The sequence below is a fragment of the Paractinoplanes tereljensis genome, assembly GCF_016862435.1.
GTDB lineage: Bacteria > Actinomycetota > Actinomycetes > Mycobacteriales > Micromonosporaceae > Actinoplanes > Actinoplanes tereljensis.
In genome coordinates this window covers 109,107-134,417 of record NZ_BOMY01000064.1, presented here as the reverse complement: position 1 = coordinate 134,417, position 25,311 = coordinate 109,107, and the positions used below count along the sequence as shown (strand labels likewise).

Genomic DNA, 25,311 nt, shown 5'->3' with positions numbered 1-25,311 from the left:
GAAGAACGGTAGCGCCCGACGGCCCGGGCGTCCCTCGTGCGTGCACCGTGGTGGCTTCGAGGTCACCGGATCGGTAAGGATCACACGATGGAGTCGCGCACGGAGGGAGGCCGGATGATGGCGCAGTGGCCCCCGTGGGACCGTCGTCGGCCCGACTATCTCGCCCGCTATGTCCAGCCTGGCGTCCTCGGCAGACTGCTGCCGGTCGAGCTTGCCCGCCGGCTGCCCGGACCGTCTGCGGGGCCCGTCCTGGGCCGCCTGCGTCAGATCTTCGAGGTGCTGGCCGACGCCGGTCTGCAATACGCCGACGAGGAAGCGGCCGTCGACGGCCACGTCCAGCACCTGCGACCGCCGGACCAGATCTTCGTCCGTGGCGGCGTAGGCAACTGCGTCGACCTGGCGGTGGCCTTTTCGGGCGCCTGCCTGGACGCCGGCCTGCATCCGTCGATCAGCGTCACCGCCCCGCGCGGCCGTCACGGCGCCGCGCATGCGTTGGTGGTCGTCTGGCTCGCAGGCTCGTGGGCCGGGTTCGCCTCCGCCGACTACCCCGGGTCCGAGAACGTCAGCGACGGAGTTCCCCCGGAGATCCTCGGCTCACTGCGGACTGCCGTGGACCAACCCGGACAGTTTGTCGCAGTGGACGTCACGGCCGTGACCGGCGACGTGACCTTTGACGAAGCTGTCACCGAGGCGGCTCGGCTGCTGCGCACCGGCGCACGCTGGACGGTCGACATCGGCAGCCTCTACGAGGCGACCCACCGCTACCCGATGCCCGCCGGCAGCGACGAGGACCCCCTGGTCGCGCCCTACCTGCCGCTGTCCGGATCGGTGGCTCCGCTGCAACAGATCCGCGCGAGGCACGGCCTTGTCAGGTTCTGCGCGCGCGACGAGCTCACCCTGCTGCTCGACTGGTGCCTGCACGACAGCAGCGGTGCCCTGATCACCATGCGCGTGATGCACGGTGTCGGCGGCGCAGGCAAGACTCATCTCGCCGCCGAGCTCTCTCGCCGCCTGGCCGAGGAGGGCTGGCACACCGGCTTCCTGGCGCGGCATCCCAGCGCAGCCGGCCTGGTCTGGCTCGGCACGGTGGTGAGCCCGCTGCTGATCGTCGTCGACTACGCCGAGACATGGGAACCGGCAGCCCTTCTCGACCTCGTGAAAGCGCTGGCCGGCAAGCCCGGCGGACCGGTGCGTCTGCTGCTCACCGCCCGCCGCGTCGGCAACTGGTGGCACGAGAGCCTCGCCGACACCCTCGATGCCGACGGCCACCCCTACCAACTCGACGCCCCGGTCCCGCTGTCGCGCCATCACCCGCTACCTCGGCAGGTCTTCGCCCACGGCGTGCGGGCATTCGCAGCGCTTCGCAACCGGTCGGCCGTCACCACGCAGCTCCCGCAGCCGCGCGGCGAATGGACCACTCTCGACCTTGTCATGCTGGCCTGGCTCGCCGGGCAGGGCACAACATCCTTGCCGCAGGACCGCAACGACCTGTATCGCGAAGTCCTCGGGCAGGAACTGCGCTACTGGAAGCGAACCATCAGGTCGCGGACCGGCGCCGACCTGCCGCGAACCGTATTGGAAGCCGCGGCCGCCGGCGTCAGCCTGCTTACCCCGCAACCGCCGCGCCTCGACGCCGTCCTGACCGCGATCCCTTCGCTGAGCCGGGTCGCCGCAGCGCTGCCCGGCGTGACGGCGTCGATCGCCACCTTGATCCCGGCGGACAGCGACGACGGATCGGTCGCGGTGCGACCCGATCCTGTCGCCGACTATCTGATCACCACGGTGGCCGCCACCCGGCCCGCCCTGCTGGCCGCCTGCATTGCGGTTGCCGACCCAGCCGAACGCGAGAACCTGTGCACCACGATCACCCGCGCCGGCGACACCGAACCCGACGTCGCCGGGCAGCTCGCCGCCGACGCCGTTGCCGTGCAGCCCGAGCTACTTCAGCCCGCGCTCAAGGTCTCCAGCGCCCAGGCGGGCCCGTTCCTGGCCGTTGTCGAAGGTGAGGCGGCCAGGCCTGGTTCTCGTGTCGACCTGACCGAGATCGCGCAGAGCACCCCGCCCGGACACGGGGCGCTGCGGCGCCTGGCGCGACTCGCTGCCGAACGGACCCGCTCCCTGATCGACTCCGCCGGCCTCGCGGAACAAGCCGCATGGTGGAACAACTACACGATCCGACTGAGCGACAGCGGCGAGCACGATCGGGCCCTGCAGGCCGCGCGGGAGACCGTCGGCCGCTACACCGACCTCGCCGACACGGACCCGAACCATGCGACGTCGCTGGCGATGGCTCTGAACAACCTGGCGATCCAGCTCTACAGCACCGGCGCCTACGGCGAAGCCGCCGACGTCGCCTCCCAGGCCGTCGAACGCTACCGCTCCCTGGTCTCCGGCTCGGCGAACCGCCACCTGCGACGTGACCTCGGCGCCGCACTCAACACTCTGGCCGTAGCCCTGTCGCACCACGACGAGCATCGCTCCGCCCACGCCGTCATCCAGGAGTCCGTCGACCTGCACCGCCAGCTCGCCAACGACGGCACCCCCGCCGACCAAGCGGCGCTGGCCGCGGCCCTGAACACCCTCGCGAACGAAGAATTCCGGCTCGGCAGCGCCGTCGACGCGTGCGCCGCAGCACAACAAGCCGTTCGCATCTACGGCAGCCTTTCCGAGAATTCACCGCAGACCTACCTACCCGATCTCGCAATGGCGCTGAACACGCTGGCCAACCGGCAAGCGGCCCTCGGGGAGCATGACCAGGCACTGGACGCCTCCGACCGATCTGTCCGGGCCTACGCTGAACTCGCCCGGCGCGATCCGCAGGCGTTCGAGGCCAACCTGGCCATGGCGCTCAACGGCCTGGCCAACCGCCAGGCGGCCTACGGCGACCTGGCCACCTCCGTAGTGACCGCCGAGCGCAGTGTCAACCTGCGCCGCCGGCTGGTCCAGACATCGCCGGCTGCGCAACCGCAACTGGCCATGAGCCTCAACAGCCTCGCGGTCCGCTACCGGGACGCCGGTGACCTCGACCGGTCGATCGAGGTCGCAGGCGAGGCCGTCGGCATCTACCGGCAGCTCGATCCGAGCGGCGCGGACGTAGCCCGCGCTACAGCGATGGCGCTGAGCAACCTCAGCGTCGCCTTGGCCGACGACGGCCGGCGCCACGAGGCGCGCACTGCGGCTGCCGAGGTCGTCGCCACGTACGAGGCAATCCGGGACACGATGCCCGGCGCGTACGAGCGGGAGTACAGCGTCGCCCTCAACAACCTGTCCCACCGTGAACTCGCGATCGGCGCCGAGGACGCCGCCGCGCAGTACGCCGAGGCAGCGGTCGCGATTCGCCGTCGGCTGCTCGCCGGCGACGTGGAGTCGCGCGCCGACCTCGCCTCGGCGCTGACCAATCTGAGCAACCGCCAGACGCGAATCGGATATATCGACGCCGCGTTGGGCAACGCCGTCGAGTCGGTCGAGCTCTATCGCGTCCTGGTCAGCGCCGACCACGCGACCTGGGAGGATGAGCTCACCCGGGCCCTGAACAACTACGCGATCGTCCTGAGCATCGCGCATCGCCACGACGATGCGCTCGCGGCGATGCGGGAAGTCGTCCACCGCCGCCGCAGGATTGTCGAGCAGCAGCCCCACCTGCTGTCGACTCTGGCGTCGGCGCTGAACAATCTCGCCGTACGGCATGCGGCAGTCGGCGATCTACCGGCCGCGTTGCGCAGCGGTGAGGAAAGCGTCCGTCTGCTCGAAGCTCTCGCCGCTGCACGGCCAGCCCGCCACGAACCTGACCTTGCGCTGGCGCTCGGTACCCTGGGCAGTCGATACTCCGAGGCCGGCCGGCACGACGACGCCATCGCCGCTCACCAGCGCAGCGTCGCCATCTACCGCCGGCTTGCCACCGACGACCCGGTCACCTACCAGCCGCGGCTGGGACCGGCTCTCACCCGGTGTGCCGAGGCCCTCGGCGCGGCCGAACGGCGTCTGGAGGCAATCGCTATCGCCCGCGACGCGGTGGCTCTCACCGCTGCCCTGGTCGAACAGGACCGTGCTCGGCGCCCGATCCTGGCGTCCGCGCTCGTCGCACTCAGTGCCCAGCACGCCGCCCGCGGCGACCTCGGACCCGCCGTGCGGTACCAGCAGGACGCCCAGCGTATCTACCGGGAGATCTCCGCTATCGACGCCAGCACCTACCTGCCACGACTGATCATGACGACCGAGAACCTCACCAGCCTCCAGGCCGCGGACGGCCGTCCGGCCGAGGCCGCAGCTCACCGCGCCGAGGCCGTGCAGCTGTGGCGTCAGCTATTCGCCAGCCGGCCGACCGCATCGGTCGCCAAGGCGGCGGCGTTCCTGCTCAGCGAGCCCGGCGTAGTCGACGAGCCGGCACGGGCGAACGAGGTCAGAGCCGTCGCCGGGTGCGCGTCTCCCGGCAGGGGCGCCCAACTGCTCGCGGCCTACGGGGCTTACCTGCTCGGCCGCGGCGGCCACGACGCTCCCGCGGTCCTCCTCGATCTGGCCGTCACGCAATGCGATAGGGAGGAGAACAGCACGGTCCAGGGGGAGGCGCGGCGCAGCGTCCGCCGTGCGGTCCAGGCTCTGCTTCGCATGCAGCAGCCTGGCGCAGCGGCCCGTCGTTGGCCTAATTGGGCCGCGGCACCGGCCGATACGGCGCTGCTGACGGCCGTCGACGCGTGGCTGGCCGCCGACCTCGACGGTCGCGAGGAACTGCTGCGGTCGATGCTGGACACCTTCACCGGTCCGGGCGCCGCGGATACTCGCGCGATAGCGCAATTGTTGCATCCCGAGGACGCCGGTCACGCCGAGCTACGCGATGCTCTCGATGCTATCGCCGGCCGGGGCCTGCACGAGGGTATCGCGCGGTACCGCGACGACGCCGAACACCGCCGCCTGATCGACGAGTGGACAACGCTCACCGACGCTGCGACGTCGCTTTCATTCCTGCGGGAACACCCGTCGCTGCCCACCGACCCTCGGACTCCTGCGCGGCTTGCGACGCGAGTCTCTCCTGACAGTGTCCAGGTGTCGCTTCAGCGACTCGCCGGCCATATTGAGCTGGGCGACCTGTCTGCCGCGATCGGTGACCCCGACGCTGCGGAGGATCTTGTCCTGCGTCTCATCGACGGCGGCGAGCTGGAGTATCTTGCACCGCTTCTCAGCTTGCTGCCGGACCGCGTTCTCAGCCCGGTACGCCGCGCTGAGACAGCTGCCCTCGCTGCGCTCGCGATGGACCCGCCGGACATGCTGGCGGCCGAGAGGCAGATGGAAGTCTTCCGGGTTCTCGCCAGCGCAGAGCGCCTCGCCTTCGCCGTCAGTCGGCTCCGACTGCTCGCCCGACGCCACCTGAACCTCCGCGACCACCTCGCCGCGATGACCGAGATACTCACCTCGTCCAGTAGGTCCGAAAGCTGATGTTCAGCCGAGGTTCCACATCGGGGCGCATGAGCTTGCCTTGTCCGCGAACTACCGCACGATCGGCCCGCACCAGGTCCGGCATGTGATCGCGTCGACCCTGCTCGACCCGGCTACGGCGTCCACGAAGTCGCCGGGCGCCTCGGTCACGAACCGGCCCTGGTAGCGATTCTGATCCCGAGCTACGGCGCTCGAATTCGATGTCGGCCTGAGTCTGCCTGCGTCGGCTCAGCCCGGCGCCGCCCGCAGCAGTGCCACCTCCCAGCCGAAGGCGACGAGTAGGTCACCGAGGTCAGCCGGTGTCAGCACTCGTACTGCATCGGGCAGGTGGTAGGTGCCGAGAGGCCGCCCGCTGAGCGGGTGCCAGAGCCGCAGCGTTCGGTCGTTGCCTCCGCTGACGAGTACCGGGTCGGGGCCGGGCAGAAGCGCGAGTGCGTGTACTTCGTCGGTGTGCCGGTCGAGGCGGTGCAAGATCTTGCCGTGTTCGGCGTCCCAGACCCGTACGAGGTGGTCGTCGCCGGCGCCGGCCACGATGAGGCGGCCGTCGACCTCGGCCAAGACAACCGCGTTGATGCAGTCGGCGTCATCCAGTAGAGCCGGGCCGAGCTGGTCGCCGGTGCCGGCGTCCCAGAGCCGTATGGCGCCGTCGTTGCCGCCGCTGGCGACGATCGGACGGCCGTCGACGACCAAGGTCGACAGCGACGTGACCCAGTCCGTGTGCCCGTCCAGGATGTGGAGCTCTTGTTGGGTGCTGGGGTTCCAGACGCGCACGGTCTGGTCGTCGCCACCGCTGATCAACAGCTGCCCATCGGCGACGTCGACCGTGGCGAGGGCGTTCACCGCATCGCGGTGGTGAGTGACGCTCCAGGCCGGGGAGCCGTCGGCGAGTGACCAGGCGGCAATGGTGCCGTGGCTGCCGCCGGCCACGACGAGGTCGCCGTCGGCAAGATACGCGACTGCGAACGGTGTGTCCTCGCCTACCAGGTCCGGCCAGTCGGCGAAGTCGACGACGCGCGGCCGGGCGCCGGTGGCGAGCTCCCAGACGGCGACGCGGCCGTCGTCAGCTGCGCTGAAGGCGTGTCCCCGGTGAACGGCCAGAGCGTTCACGTCGCCGTGATGGCCCACGGCCGGCGGCCGGGTGAGGTCCGACGCGGCGTCCCAGAGCCGGATCGTCTCGTCGCGGGCGCCGCTGAGGATGACGATGTGGTCGCCCATGCGCCCGGCGGCCATGGCAGTGACCGTCTGGGTGTGCCCGGTGCGTGGCAAGCTCCGTCCGAGCGTCACGTCCCATTGGCAGACGACAGAGTCTCGCCCGGCTACGGCAACCTGTGGATGTTCGCCGTCGCCGGGCAGGACGGTCAGGGTTGCGAAGGAGTCGTTGTCCGACTGCAGGGTGGCGACCTTTTCCCCGGTGCGCGGATCCCACAGTTCGACGCGGTCGCCGGCAGTGGCGACCAAATGCCGGTGGCCATCGTGCAGCAGCGCCACGTCTCTGATCTCGGATTGCGTCGTCAGCGCGGCTACCTGCCCGTTGGTGCGCGGGTCCCAGATCCGGACCGTGTGATAGGTGCCTGCGCTCACCAGGACCGCAACGCCGTCGAAAACGCCGGCCCGCAGCGCAGTCACGGTGCCCTCGTGGCCGGCGAATGGTCGCCGGGGCTGACCGTCGAGTGTCCATACCTGGACCGGGCCGCCCCGGACCGCGGCCGCCACCAGCGGTGGCTCGTCTGCCACCAGCGCTGCGGTTCCCAGAGGGCCGCCGCCGTTGATCGGCTCGTGCTGCTGGATGCGGGCGCGCAGGTTCCAGACCCGGACGGTGCCGTCGTCGCCGGTGGTCACTGCGGTTGGCCGGCCGCCGGGTGTCCCGACCGCGAGGGCGGGCGTAGGAATTGCAGCCCCAGATGGGGACCGATGTGCCGCCTGGCCGCAGGTCGCCCCAGCGGTGCCATTCAGTCTGAACCCGCTACCGCCGCAAGGTTGGACCGAATCATTGGGCCTCGCCGGCCTCCATTCAAGTTGGTCGGATAGATCAAGCAGTACTTCGGCCGCAGCTCCTCCAGCACGTTGATCGGCAAGATGCGCTCTCTCGGCCTGCTGGAGGCGTCATCGAACCTGGCCGACAAGCGCAGTGTCATCGTGGGCTCAGCGAGGATGGCCGCGAACGGGTCGCCGCGACGCTGGACGACCGCGGCGAGGTGTTCCGCGACCGCACCCGGGACTGGCCCGACGAGGACCTCGTCCAGCTACTCCGCCGGCTCACGTCCGAGCGACACGACCGGCCGTCACGAGCAGGTGTAGGCGCGGATGTCGTCGAGCCACCATGCTGAGATGTAGTTCTTGTCAATGACGGAAACGAAGCGGATCTGGACTTGGTGCCCGGCCAGTGGGGTCAGGTTCAGCCGGCTGGCGGTGTAGCCGTGGGTGCTGCCGGTGAAGCCCGTGCGGGCGCCGTAGCCAGTGGATTTGTCGAGGGCGCCGGTGTACCCGTTGTCGGTGAACAGCTTGCCGGCGTCTTGCCATAGGCCGCCGTCGAGCCGGAATTCGACGTAGCCGGCTCCGAGGTTCTTGCCCTCGTCGACGGACATCTGCCGGGCCTGCTGGAATCGCAGATAGGTGGTGGTCGCGGCCGGGACGGTGAGGGTGGTCTTCCACGTCGCGATGCTCTGGCGCGGTGGCGGCTTGTCGAGCAGGTCGCTGGGGGTGTAGGACTCCAGTGCGCGTTTACCCTCGCGCGCGTAGGCGTGGTACTCGATGTCGGTGTAGGCCGGGTCGGTGCCTTGGGCCGGCGGGTTGCGCCACTGTCCGGTGATCGTCCAAGGACCGGTTCCGGGGTTTTCGAAGCCGTCGGCGGCCAGGACCGTGGCGCTGGTGTCGGTCGGGCACACCGGCGCCGGGGGAACGAGCGCGGCCGCGGGCGACAGCGGCGGGAGTCGCATCTCGGTGGCGATGACGGCCCGCTCGACCTGGAGGCAGTCGGTGGTGGTGATGCCCTCGGTTTGGTGCGCCGAGAGGTAGGCGCAGGAGGTGGTCAGTGCGTCAGCCAGGTCGGGGTAGTTGGCCGCCGACGGCAGCGTCTGCAAGACGCGGTAGTAGATCCGGGCGGCCTTGGGAATGCCGATCCCGGTTACCCGCTGCCCGTTGAACACGTGGATGCCGGGCGCGGCGATCAGCCAGGCGGCCTTGTTCCCGACGCCGCTGTTGTAGTGCACTCCACCGCTGTCGTCCGGTGAGCCCGGGTCGATGTCGGCTGCGGACACGAAGTAGTGGGGCGAGTGCATCCTGTCCGGCGAGCGGTAGCCGTTTCGGCCCAACGCCCTGGTGGGGTCGGCCAGGCTGCGCACCGGTTGGTAGCGGGCCTGGTCCTCGCCGAACAGCCAGTCGTTCTTCGGCTGGTCGTTGGTGCCCGGGACCGCGGTGACCTGGTCCTCGAACTCGCCGAAGATGTCCGCGAACGATTCGTTGATCGCGCCGGACTGGAAGGTGTAGGCGAGGTTCGACGTGTAGTCGATGATGCCGTGCGTCAGCTCGTGGGTTGCGATGTCGTCGCCGGCCGCGATGTCGTCGCCGACGACGAAATGGTCGGTCGCCCAGAAGCTGCCCGCGACCGGGCAGCTCGTTCCGTCGCAGGCGCGGACCAGCGCCCTGAGCGGAATGCCGTTCCCGTCGACGGAATCCCGGCCCAGATACGTGGCAAGGAAGTTGTAGGCGGCGCCCAAGTTGTCGTAGGTCTGGTTGACGTCAGCGAGTTCGACCGCGGGTCCGCCCTCGACCCTGGCGGCCACGGCGGGAGTGCAGCCGGACTTCAACGACGAGATTTCCTTGCCGTTCAGATCGCAGACGACGCGGTACAGCGAATGAGGCCTCGCGATTGGCACCGCACTCGACGCAGCTGACTGCGGACTCGTCCCGCTCGCGACCGAGTGCGGACTCGTCCTGCCCGCGACGACCACCACCGCGACCACCACGACTGCGGCAACGAACACAGCCAAAACCAATGTGTACCGTGATCGACTACGCACGGCGGCAGGGTATCATCGTCCTGATAGGACACCGCAGGAAATGTCACGAATGACCGTTCATCGGACGTCGGTACGCATCAGTCGGTAGGCGGCGGCTCATGCGGCGAAACCACCAATCCAGCTCCCGGGCTCAGGGTGTTGCTGTCGTGGGCGCTGAAGGGCAACGTGCGGGTGGTCGGCGCCGTTTCGCTCGGTGTGGACGGTCCAGTAGTGCTCGGCGATGGTGTCGGGCTGGGTTTCCGTGCCGCCGTGGCGATTCAGACGCTCAGCGGGACGTACGCCACGTTAACGCCGTGTTCGGCGACGGCGGCGTTCAGGCTGAGGGCGTACGTCCGCAGGCTGCCGGCACCGATGGTGATGTTGCCGAAGGTCCGCATCATGCCGGGGTTGGCGGAGAATCCGCCGGTGGTGGACAGGATCGTCCCGGCGCCGCGTTCGGTCATCGCGGGAAGCACCTGCTGTGCCGCGGCGATGCCGCCGCCGAGGTAGAACTCCAGCTACTGGACGCTCCCGGCACTCATCGTCGGCACCGCGTCGCCCTCATCCAGCGCCGGGTCGCCGACCTGCTCGCCGCCGTCGAGCCGGTCCGGGTCCTGCCGTGCCCGGTCCCGGTCGCTCCGTTGAAGCTCGCCCTGTGGTGGCATCCTGTGAACGCCGCCGGCGCGGCCCACCGCTGGCTACGCGGCGTAATCGTCGACGCCGCCCGCGAAGTGACGTGATCATGGGGCCTCGCGGCTCGCCGCGACCAGATACTGTGCACCCCGGCATCGATCGAGACCGTGGGGGAAAGCATCGTGTCGAGGCAGCCGTTGGGCGCGAACGATCCAGACCACCTGGGCGTTCACCAGTTGCTCGCCCGCCTCGGCTCGGGTGGCATGGGCACGGTGTTCCTGGGCGCACGCCGCAGGGCCGGCTGGTGGCGATCAAAGTGGTACGGTCCGACCTCGCCCACAACGAGGAGTTCCTCGGCCGGTTCCGCAGCGAGGTCACCCGGGCCCGGCAGGTGCCGCCGTTCTGCACGGCTGAGGTGCTCGACGCCGACGTCGACCACGACCCGCCGTACCTGGTCGTCGAGTACGTCGACGGGCCAAACCTGTCCACCGTGGTCCGTGAGCAGGGCCCGCTCGCCGAGAGCGCGCTGCACAGTGCGGCCGTCGGCATCGCCACCGCGCTGACCGCGATCCACGGAGCCGGGGTCATCCACCGCGACCTCAAGCCGGCCAACGTGCTCTTCGCACTGGGCGGCCTCAAGGTGATCGACTTCGGCATCGCTCAGCCGCTGGAAGCCACCAGTCAGCACACCGGTACCGATCAGCTGGTCGGGACGGCCGCATACATGGCACCGGAACGCTTCGACGAGGATCCCGGGCTGCGGGTCGGCCCCGCCTCCGACATCTTCGCCTGGGGCGCGGTCGTCACCTTCGCCGGCACCGGCCGCACACCGTTCGGCGGAGACTCACCGCCGGCCACCGCAATGCGGATCCTGACACAGCCACCGGCGCTGGACGGCCTACCCATGCCGCTACGCCTCATCGTCGCCCGGACCCTGGCCAAAGACCCGGCCGAACGCCCGACCGCTCGGGAACTGCTCGACCTGCTACTGGCCGTGGCCGAACCGGCCCCCGCGCCACCGACCGAACCACCCCGCCCACCGGCGCGGCGGATCAAGCGCCTGGGCATCATCGCACTCGCCGTCGTCGCCCTTCTCGCCGCCGGCCTGGCCGGCTACCGCCTGTTCCCCAGCGGCGACGACAGCGTTCCGCAATCCGTCAGCTCGCCGGCGACCGGGACACCCTCGGCCAATCCGGGAACCACCGGCGACCAGCCCGCTGCCGGCTCACCGCACCCCGCAGCCCCGATCCCCGACACGCCACCGTCGTCCTCGCCGTCCTCGTCGTCACCACAACCGACCCGCCCGGCCTCGACCCGCCCAACCCCGGCCGCCTCATCGGCACCGGCCAACACTTCTGGGCGCAACCTCGCGCTGGACGGCACAGCCACCGCCTCGAGCATGGAGGGCACCGGGCTGGCCCGGCAGCCGTCGTACGCGATCGACGGCGACCCGGGAACACGCTGGAGCAGCGGATTCAGCGACCCCCAGTGGTTACGGGTCGACCTCGGCACCACCTGGCCTATCAGCGAGATCCGGCTGAACTGGGAGAACGCCCACGCCACGGCGTACCGGGTGGAGCTGTCGACCGACGGCACGGCCTGGAAAACGGTCTACAGCACCACCAACGGCCAAGCCGGCGAGACCAGTGTCAAGGTCGCGAAGCTCTCCGCCCGTTACGTGCGGATCTACTGCACCCAGCGCTCGACCGACTACGGCGACTCGTTATGGGAGCTCGAGGTCCGCTGATCTTCTGGGCAGGCCAGTAAACGTTTACCACGAAGCCCTTGTAGCATCGGTCCGCCGCCCATAGCGTGCCCTTGGTAAGCGCTTACCAGGGAGGCTCATGCCCGCGCCGACGATCGCCGGGCTCTACCCCACCATCCGCGCCGCACGCCTGTCACCCACGGAAGTCCTCACCGCGACCTGACGCACCCGCCAGGCCGTCCGCGCACCGAGGGCCGACCCGGCCCTCGGCATTCACCGGCAGCGTGCTGGCCGTCACTGCCCCTCCCAATGCGGCAGTGACGGCCAGCCGCAACACACCCCGCTCCGACTGAACCCATGACTTCCGGCGCCGTCGGCGTGCGGCCGTCTGGCCGGTATTCACAGGTACCCACACGCGCTCGACACCAGTTCCTTGGCCTCATCCTGGCCGTCCCTGTCGCCTCCAGCCGTATCCCCGCGGGGGGCTGGCGCCGCGAGCCGCATGGGCGCGCCCGCGCCGCAACCGCCAGCCGGCCCCGGTCAATTCCAGGGGTCATGGATGCGGGCGCAGGTCAGGCCGCCGGGGCCGGCGCCGATGATGCTGGTCCCACCGGACAGTTGCGAACTATCTGTATGGGATCTACCCGAAGCTAAGGGATCACCAGCCGTTTCCACCTGCTGACGCCATCGGCGACGCCGAGGCCTGATTCAGCGTGGATGTCGCCGTCCGGTCAGCGCTGACCGGCTAGGCGGGCCTGCTCGACGGCGGCCTGGGGGCTGCCGGTGAACGGCTCGCCGTGACCGGTCAGCACCAGCGACGCCGGCACCTGCGCCAGCCGGTCGAGCGACGCCAGGGCGTTCGCGCTGTCCTGGGTGAAGCCGCGGTTGACCAGTGTCGGGCCGGTGTGCCCGGTGAGCCCGTCCGCGGTGACCAGGGCATCGCCGGTGAACAGCAGTCCGAACTCGGCGAACAGGTAGGCCGTACTGCCTCCGGTGTGCCCGGCGACGACGATCGCTTCCGGGCGCCCGGGCACCTCGGTGAGGATGCGGTCGGCGTCGAAGGTGCGAACCTCGCGCACCGGCCCGGCAGTGAAGGCACCCATCCGGGCCAGGTGCAGCGGCGTCCCGATCGCGGCGGGGCGGCGCAGCAGGTACGGCATCATCGAACGCTCCGGCTTCGCGTGACGCATGGCGCTGCGCGGCCCGTCGGCCAGGATCGGCGCGTCGTGCTCGTGGAGCCAGATGTCGGCGCCCGCGGCGTGCAGTGCGGCCGCGAGGCCGGTGTGGTCGGGGTGTCCGTGGGTCAACAGGACGGCGCGGATGTCACGCTCGGTGCGCCCGGTGCGGGCCAGATGTTCCCGCAACTGCGCCAGGTGCCCGGGTAGGCCGGCGTCGACGAGGACCAGGCCGTCGGGGTGGTCGATCAGGTAAAAGTTGACTATGCCGTCGCCGAGACGTTCGACCACGGATGTGTGCTGGGACATTGCTCCCCCGATTTCCGGCGGCCACCCGGCCACCAATTGAGTACAGTACGCTGTAATCAACTTGAAGAGGTGTGAGCCGTGCCATCATCCGGATCACCTGAACGGGCGTACGACTCCCGCCAGCGCCAGGACCTCGCCCGCCGGAACCGGACCGCGGCGCTCACCGCGTACGAAAGGTTGTTGTTTGATGTTGGTCATCGAGCGACGACCGTCCGGGCGGTCGCCGAGCAGGCCGGGGTCTCACCGGAACTGATCTACAAGACGTTCGGTGGCAAGGCCGGCCTGTTGAAGGCGTTGTGGGACGTCACCCTCGCCGGCGACGACGAACCCGTGGCCATGGGCGAGCGCGCACAGCTGCGCGAGGTCTGGGCCACGGCCGATCCGAGAAGAAAGCTTCATCTGTAGGCGGGGTTCGTCCGCGGTGTGCACGAACGGCTGGCCCCGTTGCAGACGATGCTCGTTCAGGCCGGGCCCGAGGTCGCCGAACTGCTGCGTGTCAGCGAGCACGAGCGGCTGGTCGGGGTGGGCAATTTCGTCGCCCACCTGGATGCGAAAAGCGTGTTGCGCGCCGGCGTCAAGCAGTCCACGGTCACGGACACCTGCTGGGTCCTGACCGGCTCGGAGGTTTTCACCCGGCTGACCGCCGACCGCGGCTGGGACGGCGACGCGTATCAGAACTGGCTGGCGCAGATACTCGCGGCGAGCCTGCTGGGCCCCGTCACAGCGTGAAAAGCCGTTAGGTGCTTGCCGTCTCCAAGCCCATCCGGTGGTAGACCGGTTCGCCGCCCGCCCTGGCCTGCAAGGTGGTGCGGAGCCGGGCGAACAGCGCGGCCGGTGCGTGGCGCCGCGATGCGGATGCGGCGCCTGCCATCTGGGCGGCTTCGGCTCCGTTTCCGAGGTAGGCCGCTTGAGCCGTTTGACTCGGAGTTCGGTCCGGCGCGCCGAGGATCAGCCGACAACGACGGCCACGGCGTAGTCCGGACGCTACCGTCCCGACGATGTCCCGCCGCGCCGGCATGGTCTCGTCGACCGCCTCCAGCGCGCTCAGATCGTTGACCGGGAGTGCAGGACCGGGGCGAGATAACCTGACTTGATCAGCGCCCAGCACCGACTCCTCGCCTGCGTCGTCGTCCGGCACCTCGACCGCGACCAAGGCCCGGAGCCGGGGGGCCCTTCGACGGGCAGCCGCACCGCAAGCCGGCCGGTCAGCGCCTGCCCGCCCTGGTGCAGCGCTGAGCGCACGATCCGACCGGCTGCCGGCGGCTCGATCCTCTCGGCCCGGCACCGGCCGAGCAACTCGTCGCGGACCAGGTCCGACCGGCGCTCGGCCTCGCACACCGCGTCGGCCGGCCACGGCGTCAGCTGGTCGGCATCGGCCACCGTGCACTCACGGAAGCCGAGATGGCTCCGGACTGCGCCCAGCGATACGTGATCGTCGAGCCCGTCCACTCGTAGAGCCCAAGCTCCGCCGGGTCCGCACCGACCAGCCGGGCCACCAAGTCGACCGGCTCGTCGGGCAGTTCCCTGCGTCCGCGGGGGAACCGGCCGACCCGCATTTTGATCGCGCCATGGCCGGAGATCATGGCTTACCCGACGTCGAACTCATCGCACGGGCTCGCCACGCTCGCGGTCGCTGCTCTGGCCAGGACGATCACGCTCGTTTGCGGGTGGTGACACGTTTCTTAACAGCACTCCGGTCGGCGCACGCGGGCTCGCTCCCCGACGCTGCTCTTGGAGATGGCTGGTGTGATGACGGCCTGGGTGGCGCCGCGCCCGGTCAGGTGCGCTCGTAGAGCCTGGTGTCGTAGAGGGCACTCCAGCGCGCCCTTCGAGATGGCGGGGTCGGGCTTGTGGCGTACCAACTCGGGCGGCAGGCCGGCCCGGCCGTCGAGGAGCGGGCCGCCGATGCTGTTTCGGTTCAGGTTCTGCTTGGGTGCGCAGTTACCGGATTTCGTAGGTGCCGTCGAGGCGGGCACGGGCGATGACGTGTCCGGTCATGGCGTGCAGGGTGTCGGTGAGGGTGAACGTGTCGGGCAGCTTGGCACGGTGGTCGAGGGCGAAGAGTTGGAAGACGTAGTTGTGGGGGCCGTGAGACGCGATGGGCATTGGGCCGGCCCAGCCGCGGCGGCCGAGGGGGCCTTTGCCGTGTTTGAGTCCGCTGATCGGGCTGGGCTGGGTGAGAGCATTCTCGGGGATTTCGTGGAGCGCCGGGTCGATGCCGACAGTGAGCGCGTGGGTCGCGGGTTTCCCGAACGGTACGTCGGGGTCTTGCACGACGAGCACGAGTTCCGCGGTGCCCGCCGGTGGTGCTGTCCAGGTCAGGGCCGGTGAGATGTTGGCACCGAAGAGCCGGCCGCGGTGGCGTTCGGGGATGGGGGTGCCGTGGTCGAAGGCGGGGCTGGTGAGGGTGAAGGTCTCGGGTGCTTGCAGGTCGGGGTTGGCCCAGACGAGGGTGTGGTGTCCGGCGTGTCGATTGCGCAGCGCACGGCCGAGTGGGTTGGGCATGGGTTGGACCTTCTTTCTTCTCAGGTTTGGCTGGTGGGCCGGCCTGGGCTGTTGAGGGTTCGGTCGAGGACGGTGAGGGCGACGGCGGCGATGCTGACGCTGATCATGATGAGGGCGATGTGGTGGACGCCGCTGTCGGTGACGCTGGTGTGGAAGACGATGCCGGTGATGGCGGAGGAGGCGATGGAGCCGATGTAGCCGAAGGTGCGGAACAGCCCGGATGCGACGCCGAGTTGTTCGGGTGGCGCCTGGGTGTAGAGGGCGATCTGGTTTCCACTGACCCCGGCGCCGAGAGCGACGCCGAAGAGCAGGGTGATCAGCACGATCCAGCCGGTGGGAGTATCCGAGGTCAGCAACAGCACGCCGGCGGACCCGGCCAGGCAGGCCACAGCGGCGACGATGACGGGGCCGCGGACCAGGTTGCGCCGCGAGATCGGTACGACGACGACGCCGGAGATGACGCTCGTCGGCAACAGCAGCAGCCCGGCGGCAAGGGCGGAAGTGCCGCGGCCGGCCTGCAACCATTGGGTGATGCCGTACAGGACGAGGTACACGCACAGGGCGACCAGGGCGTACCGCAGGTAGGTACGGGTCAGCGCCCCATTGCGGACCAGCAGCCGCACGTCGACGAACGGGTGCTCGGCGCTTAGCTCCCACCCGGTCAGGACGACGAACAGAACCACCGCAGCGGCCAGAATGATCCAGTTCGGTTCCGGGATCGAGAACAGGAACGCCAGCAAGGCCGCCATCGCCAGGGCGAAGCCAATGATGCCGGTCAGGTCGATCCGGGAGAGGACCTCGCGGGCGTTTCTCGGGGTCTGCTGCGCGGGGTCGCGGGGGATCCAGATCAGTGCCGCGGCCAGGGCGATCAGGGCCACGGGCACGTTGACGAGGAACACCCACCGCCAGCCGGCCGTCTGGACCAGGACTCCACCGATGGGCAGGCCGAGGGAGGCGGTGGCGACGCCGGCGATCTGCAGACCGCCGAGCACACCACCGGGTGGTTTCTGCATTCCGGCTGCGTTGGCACGGCGCTGGATGAGCATCATCGCCGTCGGATAGGCGCAGGAACTGCCCAACCCGATCAGCACCCGAGCGATCAGTAGGGTGAGCAGGTTCGGCGCCACCCCGCCGAGGACACCGCCGAGCAGGACCAGCACGATCCCGACCAGGAAGACGCGGCGGGCGCCGAAGACCTCCGCAACCTTCCCGGCCGTGGGCTGGGCAATCGCGCTGGCCAGGTACAGGGCAGTCACCAGGGATGCGGTCTGACCCACCGAGACGTGCAGGCCGGCCGCGATCGGCACGAGCGCGGTGGCGATCATGGAACTGTTGATCGCGTTCAATGCGGAGCCGACGAACAGCGGGGTGGTGAACCGCCACGAGAACGGACTTTCCGTGCTCGCCTGGCCGACGGCGATAGGTGATGTCACGGCGCTCCGATCGACACGTCAACCTTGGACCTTAGGTATACTAAAGACTGGTGTTTAGGTACACTAATGACCCATGGAGACGGATGCAACCGGCACCCCCGACGGGGCTGGGCTCGGCGGTCAAGTGAGATCAACGGTGGCGCGGCTCTACCGCCGGTTCCGCAGCGAACGCCCGGAAGGAAGCCTTGGAGACACGGCGCTCGAGGTCCTCACCCGGCTGCACAAGCACGGCCCGCAGACCCTGACCCAGCTCAGCGACCACGACCGCGTCGCCCCCGCCTCGATGAGTCAGAGCGTGAACCGGCTCACCTCGGCCGGCTACGCGATCCGCACTCCCGATCCGAACGACCGCCGCAAAGTGCTGTTCAGCACCACACCCCAAGGGGCCGAACTCGCCCACGCCGCCCGCACCCAACGCAACGCCTGGCTGGACGCCCACCTACACGCACTCAGCCCCGAAGATCAGAACACGATCGCCCGCGCCTGTGTGCTGCTCGGCAACATCGCCGACTCCTAACGCGGCCGGGTACGCCCAGTGACTCGGGTACTGGTAAAACGTGTCACCAGCACAAACGAGGTTGATCTTCCTGGTCAGCGGCTGTCCCCCGCCGGCACCACGGCGATGACGTCGACCACCGAGCGGCACGCATGTTCCTGCGTTGAAGTCCTTGTGTCAGTAGGTCATCCGGGCGATGCTGTCGCGCCTTTGTGCAAGTGAACCTCGACCGTCCGGGAGCATTCGATGCAGGCGGCTTGCTCGCCGAGTTGGCCGCCTGGTGCGCTGAACCAGCTCGCCGTCGACCGCCCGTTGTTGCCGGGCCGATGTCCGCGGATCGGGCCCGGTGTGCGGGCTCTTCGCAGTTGACGGTGTGACGGCCGACACCTCAGGTCGCGGCGGGAGGCGGGCGTGTCATCGGTTGGTGCGGAGTCCGGTGAGGTGGATGCGCAGGAAGCGGCGCCAGGCGTTGTCGTCTCCGTCGGGTGAAGCGGAGACGACCCCTCGGAGGGCGATGATGAGTGCCTTGATGTCGTCGCCGGTCGTGCCCGGCGCGAGGACTCCCGCGTTGACCGCCTTCTGTGTGAGCTGCCGGACCTTTTCCGCTGTCTGCGCGCTCACGTCTTCACTGACGACCCGGTCGGTCAGGGCGGCGGCGTAGCGCCGTTTTTCGGCGTTGAAGACGCCGACGAACTCGAGGAACCCTTCCAGGCCGGTGCCGGGGTCCGGGTCCTCGAGCGCGGCTGTGGCGGCGTGGTCCATCTCCTCGGCGAAAAGCTGTGCGATGGCGTCCAGCAGCGCGTCTTTGCTCGCGAATCGCCGGTAGATCGTGCCGACGCCCAGGCCGGCGCGGGAGGCGATGGATTCCATGCTGGCGTTCGGTCCCTGTTCGGCGAAGACCGCGCGGGCCGAGTTGATCAGGACCGTGTCGTTGCGGAGCGCGTCCCGGCGCGGTGCGCGGGACCTGGGTACGGAGTTCGATCGTGTGGCCACCGGCACAAGTCTACTAAACGGAACCTTGCTTCAGCATCGTGTTATGGTGAATGCAGATTCCGTTTAGTGAAGGAGCATGACCATGAGGACGACCACCGGCTGGCAGAGCCTGGACCCGACTACTAACGCGCTGACCCGCGTCACCATCGAGCGGCGTGATCTGCGCCCGGACGACATCGCCGTGCGCATCGACTACTGCGGCGTCTGCCACAGCGACCTGCACCGCATCCACGGGATGCTCGGCGAGAAAGACCTCGTTCCCGGGCATGAGGCGACCGGCGTCGTGGTCGCCGTCGGCCCGGCGGTCACCGGGTTCGCCGTCGGCGAGCCGGTGGCGATCGGCACGATCGTGGACTCGTGCGGCGAGTGCGCCATGTGTTCGGTCGGGCAGGAGAACTACTGCTACAACCGCCCGACCACCACCTACGGTGGCACCGACCGCATCGACGGCACCCCCACGAAAGGCGCATACAGCCGCGAGTACGTGCTGCGGGAGAAGTTCGCTCTCCACCTGCCCGCAGGGCTCGACCCGGCCGCGGCGTCGCCGCTCCTGTGCGCCGGCGTCAGCGTCTGGGAGCCCATGCGGGCGGCGGGGGTCGGCCCCGGCAGCCGGATGGCGGTCGCCGGTCTCGGCGGGCTGGGTCACCTCGCCGTCAAGATCGCCGCGGCCCTGGGTGCGGAGGTCACCGTCCTGAGCCGCAGCGCGAACAAGGAACAGGACGCCAAGGCTCTCGGAGCGACGCAATTGCTCGTCACCACCGACGAGACTCAGGTCGCCGCCGCGCGTGGCAGCTTCGACTTCATCCTCGACACCATCTCGGCCGACCACGAGCTCACACCGCTGATCGGCATGCTGGGCCTCGACGGAACCCTGTGCGTACTCGGCAACCCCCTGCTCGCCGGGCCGAAACTGTGGGAACTCGGCGCCGGCCGCAAGAAGATCACCTCTTCCGGCACGGGCGGCCTGCGGCAGACCGTCGAGATGCTCGAGTTCTGCGCCGTACACGGCATCACTGCCGACGTCGAAATTCTGCCCTCAAGCGAGGTCGAGACGGCCCTCGACCGGCTGGCCGCCGGCAATGTTCATTACCGCTTCGTGCTGGACATGTCCGACCTCGACGCATCCGTGTGATCGCCCGCCCCGGTCAACGGTGGGGCGCCGTCGCACGGTAACGACGAAAGACGCCGATTTACGGAAGCTTCACGTCGTCCAGCCGAAAGACCTTGGAGGTGCGTGACGCTCCGCCGAGGCCGCCGCGTACGCGGATGGTCGGCCAGACGTGGCGGAGGCCGTGTTCAGCGGCGTGGTCGGGCAGGGGCCGGCGCCGGTGGTGTCGGGGCGTTCGCGGGGGTGGCGTGCACGCTGATGAGGTGTCCGTTGGTGTCGACGATGATGTGGCGTTTGCGAGGACCCCTTCCGGCGCGACTGGGACCGCACGCTGCGGGCCGGAAGTCACCCGGAGACAACCCGCTACAACTACCTCTTGGCCGCCGCCCAATTGGCGAAGTATCTGGCCGACGAATCACCGGATCCGGACGCCGACGACGCAGCCCAGGACCCGACCCTGGTGACGAAGGTGCACATCGAATCGTTCCAGGCCTGGATGATCGAAACCCGGTCGGCTTCGACCGCTCTGAACAAGCAGAAACTCGTGCCGATCATGGGCGACGACGACACCAAGAAACTGCTCGACTCCACCAAAGGCAAGACGTTCATGGCATTGCGGGACGAGGCGCTGATCCGGCTGTACTACAACACTGGTGCCCGCCTGTCAGAGATCGGGAATCTGCTGCTGACCGGGTGCATGCAGCTCGGCTGATGTGACCAACACTGCCGGGGTGTGCGACACCCTGGCAGGCGGCGCGGATCTTCCTTAGGCTCACCGCATGGCACATGCGAGCCCGCTCGGGCAGTTTCTGCGGGCCCGCCGGGCGCAGGTCGACCCGGCCGACACCGGCCTGCTCGTGGGCGGCGATCGCCGGGTGCCGGGTCTGCGGCGTGAGGAGGTCGCCGTGCTGGCCGGGGTGAGCGCCGACTATTACGCCCGGCTGGAACAGGGCCGCGAACGCAATCCTTCGCCGCAAATCCTCGACGCGATCGCGCGGGCTTTCCGGTTCGACCCGGACACCCGCGGACACCTTTACCGGCTGGCCGGGCTGAATCCAGGGCTCACGCCGACGGCAACCGGTGATCACGTCCACCCGACTCTGCTGACCCTGATGGGCGGGTTTCCCCGAGCGGCCGCGTACGTCTTCGGGCCGGCCTTCGACGTGCTGGCGGCCAACCCGCTCGGCGCGGCGCTGCTGGCCCCGTTCGGCGATCGGCCCAGCATGGTCCGGGTGGTGTTCCTCGACCCGCAGGCCCGTACGTTCTTCGACGACTGGCCCTCGGCTGCCGACGCCGTGGTGCACGCACTGCGTCTCAATGCAGGCCTGTTCCCGGACGACCCGGACATTCTGGCGGTGCTGGACGATCTGGTCGACTGCAGCGAGTTCACTCAGCGCTGGGGCCGGCAGGGTGTCGGCGCGCTGCTGCGTACTGACAAGACCTTCCACCATCCCCAAGCCGGTCGCGTCGATCTCACCTACCAGACCTTCGACGTACGCGACGCGCCCGGCCAGCAGTTGCAGGTGGGCACGGCGGAGCCCGGCAGCCGCAGCGAGCAGGCCCTGACCTACCTGGGAGCGCTCGGGACGCCGGCGAGCCGGCATGCCTCCGGGTGACCTTGCCGCACCAGGCGCCTGAGCCCTCGTGCCACCAGGCGGTGCAGGTCGTCGTCCGGGATCGTGAGCCAGCGGTCCGCGGTTCGCAGAGCCAGGTGCGGATCCTGGCGGGCCAGATCGGCCAGATGGTCGGCGACGGCCCGGCGTACGTACTCGCTCCGGTCGCGGTGCAGCAGCTCGAGGATCGGCACGGTGCTGTGCGGGCCGGCCAGGATCGCCGGCACCCGCTGCGCCCACGGCAGGTGCGGGCGGGTGCCGGCCACCGCGAGCCGGCGCAGATCCTCGTCCGGAGAGCGCGCCCAGTCCTGCGCGATCCGCAACCCGTGGCGCAGGTCGTGAACCAGCAACGGGCGCACCGCGAACTCCGAGGTGAACCTTCCGGTGATCTCGCCGAGCAGAGACATCGCGTCGGCGTACGCCCGGCTGCTGCCGTCACCGCGGGCGCGCGCGGCGACGGCCGTCGTGACCGGCAACAGCATCCAGCCGCGGAACAGCACGGGGGAGTGGTACGCAGCGCGGACGGGAGCGGCCAGGCCGGCGTACGTGCAAGGCAGGTCGGCCAGCAGCGCACGCCGCAGCAGATCGCTGCGCGCGCGCAGGGTCCCGGACCCGGCCGTCCGGGCTGTCGCGGCGAGCGTGCGCAGCGACAACCCGGGCGCGACGGCACTGAAGGCCGCGACGAGCTCCCGGACAGTGTGGGTGCCGAGGAGATCGTCCGCGTAACCGGCCATGGCTACTTGATCTCGTTGTTCCACATACGGAGCACCACGCACTTGCCGGCCTCGTTCAAGGTGACGACCCACAGGTTGTCGAAGTTCCCCAGCTCCCGGTAGGCGCCGACGCCCTTGACCGCGAACGTGTCGCCGTTGATCGCGAGCAGCTCCCAGTCGAAGGTCCAGCCGCCCTTCTGCCAGTCCTGCCGTGACTGCCAGCCCGTCACGATGGCATCCAGGCCGATCCACGCGGTGTCGTAGGGCCACTCGTGGGACTCCGCGTCCTCGGCGAAGACGGCGGCGATGTCCGCCGGGTCGGTGCTCTTCCAGGCCTTGACATATCCGGCGACCCAGTCCGCTGCCTGCTTCTCAGAAATCCTCATGAGCTGAGCCTGGCGCTGGTGCGGCGAACGGAGAAGGTCGTGTCTTCCCGGGTGCGCGGCACCCAGGAAGCCGTGGCCTTCTGCCGGTCCTTCCCGCTGCCCACACTCGGCCGGGCCATACGACAACTGCTGAGGGGTACGGGCATCGTGCACAGCCGGACAGCATCACCAGTACGGACGGCGCCTTCGGAGGACCATCGGGCCACGCCGCTCGAGCTTTTCTTCGACGTCATCTACGTGTTCGCCTTCACCGAGGTGACCCACTTGGCGGTCGAGGACGCGAGCCTGCTGGGCGTGTTGCGGGCGCTCGCCGTCTTCGGCGTCCTGTGGTGGTCGTGGGCGTCCTACGCGTGGCTGGCCAATCAGATGCATGTCGGACGAGGCATCGGCCGGCTGGGCACCCTGGCCGCGATCGTGTTGGTGTTCATGCTGGCCCTCGCCATCCCGGAGGCCTTCCACCGCCTCGTCGGCCCCTTGGTCTTCGCCGTGGGCTTCATCCTGGTCTCCGTCATCTACACCGCTGTCACGTTCGCCGCGGCGGGTACCGACGCCCGGCTCCGCCGGCAGGTCGTCCGCACCATGGGCACGACCTTGCTTCCGGTGTCCGTCGCCCTGCTCGCCGGAGCGCTGATCGGCGGCACCGCGCAGCTCGTGCTGTGGCTCGCCGCCGTCGTGGTCGAAGGGGTGACCATCCGTATCACCTCGCGGGGCGGGGCCTGGCGGCTGCCGTCCGCCGGTCACTTCGCCGAACGTCACCAGCTCGTGGTGATCCTGGCGCTGGGCGAGTCCATCATCTCGATCGGCTCCGGTGCCGGCGCGCACCGCCTCGACGCGGGCGTCCTGACCGCGGCGCTGCTCGCCGTCGGGCTGGCCGTGGCCATGTGGTGGACCTACTTCCCGCACCTCGCGCAGGCCGCCCAGCGCGCGGTGGCCGGCCGGGCGGGGGAGAGCCGGGCGTCGCTGGCCACGGCCGGCACCTATCTGCACGCCGGGATCGTCGGTGGCATCCTGCTGGTCGCGGTCGGCCTGGCGACGGCGTTGCACGGGGCCGAGACCGGCGGTGCGCTCGGGGGCTTCGGCGCCGCCACCCTGGGCGGCGGCCTCGCCGTCTACCTGGCCATCACCGCGCTGTACGAGCGCAGCATGACCGGCCGCGCGACGGCGGCGCGCTGGGTTGCCGCGCTGCTGGCGGCGATCTCGGTACCCGCCCTGGCCGCGATGCCGATCGTGGCGGGACTGCTCCTGGCGGTCGTGATCGGGCTCTGCCCGGCGATGCCTTGGGCGTCACGGCTGTCACTTCCTGGGCGCCTCACACCCAGGAAGTGACGGCCTTCTCCGCGCCGGTAGCGCGCCACAAACTCTGTTGCGGTGGCCGGAACGGGTCGCCGTGCCGAGACCTGGGGGAGTAGTCGTGTCGATCAAAGTCATTCTCATCACCGGTGCCAGCAGCGGAATTGGTGAGGCGACCGCTCGGCGGCTCGCCGCCGACGGCCATCAGGTCGTGCTCGGGGCCCGCCGTATTGACCGGCTCAAGGCCCTGGCCGAGGAGCTGATCGCGGCCGGGGGTGCGGCCGAGTTCCAGGAGCTCGACGTCACCGATCTGGAGAGCTTCCGCGCGTTCACCGCGGGCGCCCACGACCGGCACGGTCGCATCGACGTGCTGGTCAACAACGCCGGGGTCATGCCCCTGTCGACCCTGGACGCGCTACGCGTCGAGGACTGGAACCAGATGATCGACGTCAACCTGCGCGGGACGCTGCACGGCATTGCGTCGGTGCTGCCGATCATGCGGGCGCAAGGGTACGGGCACATCGTCAACGTCGCCTCCACCTCGGCGTACCGGGTCGACCCCACGGCGGCGGTGTACTGCGCGACCAAGTTCGCGGTGCGGGCCGTCTCGGAAGGGCTGCGCCAGGAGAACACCGACGTGCGGGTAACTGTGGTCAGCCCGGGCTTCACCCGGTCGGAACTGACCGACCGGGGCGGTGACCCGGACGTCCGGGCCGCGGTGCAGGCGGCCTCCGACGAGCTCGCGATCCCCGCGTCGGCGGTCGCGGACGCGATCGGTTACGCGATCGCCCAGCCCGCGAATGTGGATGTCAGCGAACTGATCGTGCGGCCCACCGCGCAGCGGTGACGCCTGGGTTCATTCCGGGGGCAGGGTGCTCGTCGCCGGCCCCCGGAGCCCGTCGAGCGCGATGGCGATCGTCCGCCGCCACTGACCCTCGCCCCGGGTGGCACCGAGGCACTCCTCGCCGCCGATCGGGGCGATCGAGATCAGCACCAGGTCCCGCCAGGTCACGTCGACCCGCAAGGTGCCGTGCTCCTGCGCCCGGCGTACCAGCCGGTCGATGGCGGCCGCGAGCTTCGAACCATGCTCGGCCACCTCCGGCGGAAGCTCGCGTGCCTGGCCGCTGGTGAACTCGGCCAGCCCGAGATTGGCCAGTTGTGCTTCGGTGAAGGCGTAGAGGAAGCCGGACAGGCCGGCCCAGGGGTCGGGATCGTCCAGGGCGGCGTCGGCCCACGCCTGGATCTCCGCCAGGCCGTCGATCAGCACATCGGCGACCAGCGCCTCCTTCGAGCCGAACCGCCGGTAGAGCGTGCCGACCCCGACCTCGGCGCGTTCGGTGATGTCGGTCGTCGACGCCTGGAGCCCGTGCTCGGCGATCGCCGAGCGGGCCGCCTCGATCAGACGCAGGCGCTTGCGCCGTGAATCCGCTCGCTCCTTGGGCGCCTCGTCGGTCACCGCATTCACCATTAGCCAATCCTAGCTCAGCGGACGTTATCCCTCCCGACGGACCAAGTCGCTCCGGA

Annotated in this window: 23 protein-coding genes; 11 read left to right on the top strand and 12 right to left on the bottom strand. The window is 69.6% G+C overall.

Annotated elements, in window-relative coordinates; all coding sequences use genetic code 11:
* The first annotated feature begins 87 nt into the window (after positions 1–87).
* Both Ate02nite_RS47525 and Ate02nite_RS49695 read left to right on the top strand, forming a co-directional pair.
* Positions 88–5,430 (top strand): tetratricopeptide repeat protein, encoded by a 5,343-nt coding sequence (locus Ate02nite_RS47525; RefSeq protein WP_203814608.1) that lies wholly within the window; start codon positions 88–90, stop codon positions 5,428–5,430.
* A 40-nt stretch (positions 5,431–5,470) separates the two neighbouring features.
* Positions 5,471–5,596, top strand: a complete 126-nt coding sequence (locus tag Ate02nite_RS49695) for a hypothetical protein (protein WP_275423008.1) — start codon at positions 5,471–5,473, stop codon at positions 5,594–5,596.
* Between the two features lie 62 nt (positions 5,597–5,658).
* On the opposite strand, the gene Ate02nite_RS47520 is transcribed toward Ate02nite_RS49695, so the two are convergent.
* From Ate02nite_RS47520 to Ate02nite_RS47505, 4 genes are all read right to left on the bottom strand, one after another.
* Positions 5,659–7,269, bottom strand: a complete 1,611-nt coding sequence (locus tag Ate02nite_RS47520) for a WD40 repeat domain-containing protein (RefSeq protein ID WP_203814607.1) — start codon at positions 7,267–7,269, stop codon at positions 5,659–5,661.
* Positions 7,270–7,712: 443 nt separating this feature from the next.
* Entirely contained in the window at positions 7,713–9,212 is a 1,500-nt protein-coding gene (locus Ate02nite_RS47515) for a M4 family metallopeptidase (RefSeq protein ID WP_203814606.1), read from the bottom strand.
* A 494-nt stretch (positions 9,213–9,706) separates the two neighbouring features.
* Positions 9,707–9,892 carry a hypothetical protein gene (locus Ate02nite_RS47510; RefSeq protein WP_203814605.1) on the bottom strand — a complete coding sequence of 62 codons (186 nt, stop codon included), beginning with the start codon at positions 9,890–9,892 and terminating at the stop codon, positions 9,707–9,709.
* Positions 9,893–9,946: 54 nt separating this feature from the next.
* Complete coding sequence (locus tag Ate02nite_RS47505) at positions 9,947–10,093, bottom strand: hypothetical protein (protein WP_203814604.1); 147 nt, start codon at positions 10,091–10,093, stop codon at positions 9,947–9,949.
* A 272-nt stretch (positions 10,094–10,365) separates the two neighbouring features.
* Here Ate02nite_RS47505 and Ate02nite_RS47500 point away from each other — a divergent pair, with 272 nt between their 5' ends.
* Complete coding sequence (locus tag Ate02nite_RS47500) at positions 10,366–11,808, top strand: protein kinase domain-containing protein (protein ID WP_239148232.1); 1,443 nt, start codon at positions 10,366–10,368, stop codon at positions 11,806–11,808.
* A gap of 689 nt (positions 11,809–12,497) precedes the next feature.
* On the opposite strand, the gene Ate02nite_RS47490 is transcribed toward Ate02nite_RS47500, so the two are convergent.
* Positions 12,498–13,232: an MBL fold metallo-hydrolase gene (locus Ate02nite_RS47490; protein WP_239148231.1), complete on the bottom strand. Its 735-nt coding sequence runs from the start codon at positions 13,230–13,232 to the stop codon at positions 12,498–12,500.
* A 96-nt stretch (positions 13,233–13,328) separates the two neighbouring features.
* Here Ate02nite_RS47490 and Ate02nite_RS47485 point away from each other — a divergent pair, with 96 nt between their 5' ends.
* Entirely contained in the window at positions 13,329–13,655 is a 327-nt protein-coding gene (locus tag Ate02nite_RS47485) for a helix-turn-helix domain-containing protein (RefSeq protein WP_203814602.1), read from the top strand.
* An 18-nt stretch (positions 13,656–13,673) separates the two neighbouring features.
* Positions 13,674–13,979, top strand: coding sequence for a hypothetical protein (locus Ate02nite_RS47480; RefSeq protein ID WP_203814601.1), 306 nt, complete (start codon positions 13,674–13,676; stop codon positions 13,977–13,979).
* Positions 13,980–13,986: 7 nt separating this feature from the next.
* Here Ate02nite_RS47480 and Ate02nite_RS47475 read toward each other — a convergent pair whose 3' ends face one another.
* The 3 genes from Ate02nite_RS47475 to Ate02nite_RS47465 form a co-directional block, all read right to left on the bottom strand.
* Positions 13,987–14,403 carry a hypothetical protein gene (locus tag Ate02nite_RS47475; RefSeq protein WP_203814600.1) on the bottom strand — a complete coding sequence of 139 codons (417 nt, stop codon included), beginning with the start codon at positions 14,401–14,403 and terminating at the stop codon, positions 13,987–13,989.
* A 788-nt stretch (positions 14,404–15,191) separates the two neighbouring features.
* Entirely contained in the window at positions 15,192–15,755 is a 564-nt protein-coding gene (locus tag Ate02nite_RS47470) for a YbhB/YbcL family Raf kinase inhibitor-like protein (RefSeq protein WP_203814599.1), read from the bottom strand.
* A 20-nt stretch (positions 15,756–15,775) separates the two neighbouring features.
* The gene (locus tag Ate02nite_RS47465; protein WP_239148230.1) at positions 15,776–17,188 is read right to left on the bottom strand and encodes an MFS transporter; all 1,413 of its coding nucleotides are present in this window, start codon (positions 17,186–17,188) and stop codon (positions 15,776–15,778) included.
* Between the two features lie 73 nt (positions 17,189–17,261).
* On the opposite strand from Ate02nite_RS47465, the gene Ate02nite_RS47460 reads away from it, so the two are divergent.
* Positions 17,262–17,705: a MarR family winged helix-turn-helix transcriptional regulator gene (locus Ate02nite_RS47460; protein ID WP_203814598.1), complete on the top strand. Its 444-nt coding sequence runs from the start codon at positions 17,262–17,264 to the stop codon at positions 17,703–17,705.
* A 393-nt stretch (positions 17,706–18,098) separates the two neighbouring features.
* Here Ate02nite_RS47460 and Ate02nite_RS47455 read toward each other — a convergent pair whose 3' ends face one another.
* On the bottom strand, positions 18,099–18,677 hold the full coding sequence (locus Ate02nite_RS47455) for a TetR/AcrR family transcriptional regulator (protein ID WP_203814597.1): 579 nt from the start codon (positions 18,675–18,677) through the stop codon (positions 18,099–18,101).
* 82 nt (positions 18,678–18,759) lie between these two features.
* Here Ate02nite_RS47455 and Ate02nite_RS47450 point away from each other — a divergent pair, with 82 nt between their 5' ends.
* The 3 genes from Ate02nite_RS47450 to Ate02nite_RS47440 all read left to right on the top strand — a co-directional run bounded on the left by Ate02nite_RS47450 (position 18,760) and on the right by Ate02nite_RS47440 (position 21,401).
* On the top strand, positions 18,760–19,809 hold the full coding sequence (locus Ate02nite_RS47450; protein WP_203814596.1) for an NAD(P)-dependent alcohol dehydrogenase: 1,050 nt from the start codon (positions 18,760–18,762) through the stop codon (positions 19,807–19,809).
* 352 nt (positions 19,810–20,161) lie between these two features.
* On the top strand, positions 20,162–20,497 hold the full coding sequence (locus tag Ate02nite_RS47445) for a hypothetical protein (protein ID WP_354261872.1): 336 nt from the start codon (positions 20,162–20,164) through the stop codon (positions 20,495–20,497).
* Positions 20,498–20,564: 67 nt separating this feature from the next.
* Entirely contained in the window at positions 20,565–21,401 is an 837-nt protein-coding gene (locus Ate02nite_RS47440) for a helix-turn-helix transcriptional regulator (protein WP_203814595.1), read from the top strand.
* On the opposite strand, the gene Ate02nite_RS47435 is transcribed toward Ate02nite_RS47440, so the two are convergent.
* Positions 21,353–22,132: a DNA alkylation repair protein gene (locus Ate02nite_RS47435; protein ID WP_203814594.1), complete on the bottom strand. Its 780-nt coding sequence runs from the start codon at positions 22,130–22,132 to the stop codon at positions 21,353–21,355. The two genes, Ate02nite_RS47440 and Ate02nite_RS47435, sit on opposite strands and share 49 nt — an antisense overlap.
* Positions 22,133–22,134: 2 nt before the next feature.
* Positions 22,135–22,497 carry a nuclear transport factor 2 family protein gene (locus Ate02nite_RS47430; RefSeq protein ID WP_203814593.1) on the bottom strand — a complete coding sequence of 121 codons (363 nt, stop codon included), beginning with the start codon at positions 22,495–22,497 and terminating at the stop codon, positions 22,135–22,137.
* 39 nt (positions 22,498–22,536) lie between these two features.
* On the opposite strand from Ate02nite_RS47430, the gene Ate02nite_RS47425 reads away from it, so the two are divergent.
* Entirely contained in the window at positions 22,537–23,823 is a 1,287-nt protein-coding gene (locus Ate02nite_RS47425) for a low temperature requirement protein A (protein WP_203814592.1), read from the top strand.
* Between the two features lie 85 nt (positions 23,824–23,908).
* On the top strand, positions 23,909–24,634 hold the full coding sequence (locus Ate02nite_RS47420) for an SDR family oxidoreductase (RefSeq protein WP_239148229.1): 726 nt from the start codon (positions 23,909–23,911) through the stop codon (positions 24,632–24,634).
* A 9-nt stretch (positions 24,635–24,643) separates the two neighbouring features.
* On the opposite strand, the gene Ate02nite_RS47415 is transcribed toward Ate02nite_RS47420, so the two are convergent.
* Positions 24,644–25,255, bottom strand: a complete 612-nt coding sequence (locus Ate02nite_RS47415; RefSeq protein ID WP_203814590.1) for a TetR/AcrR family transcriptional regulator — start codon at positions 25,253–25,255, stop codon at positions 24,644–24,646.
* Positions 25,256–25,311 lie beyond the last annotated feature (56 nt).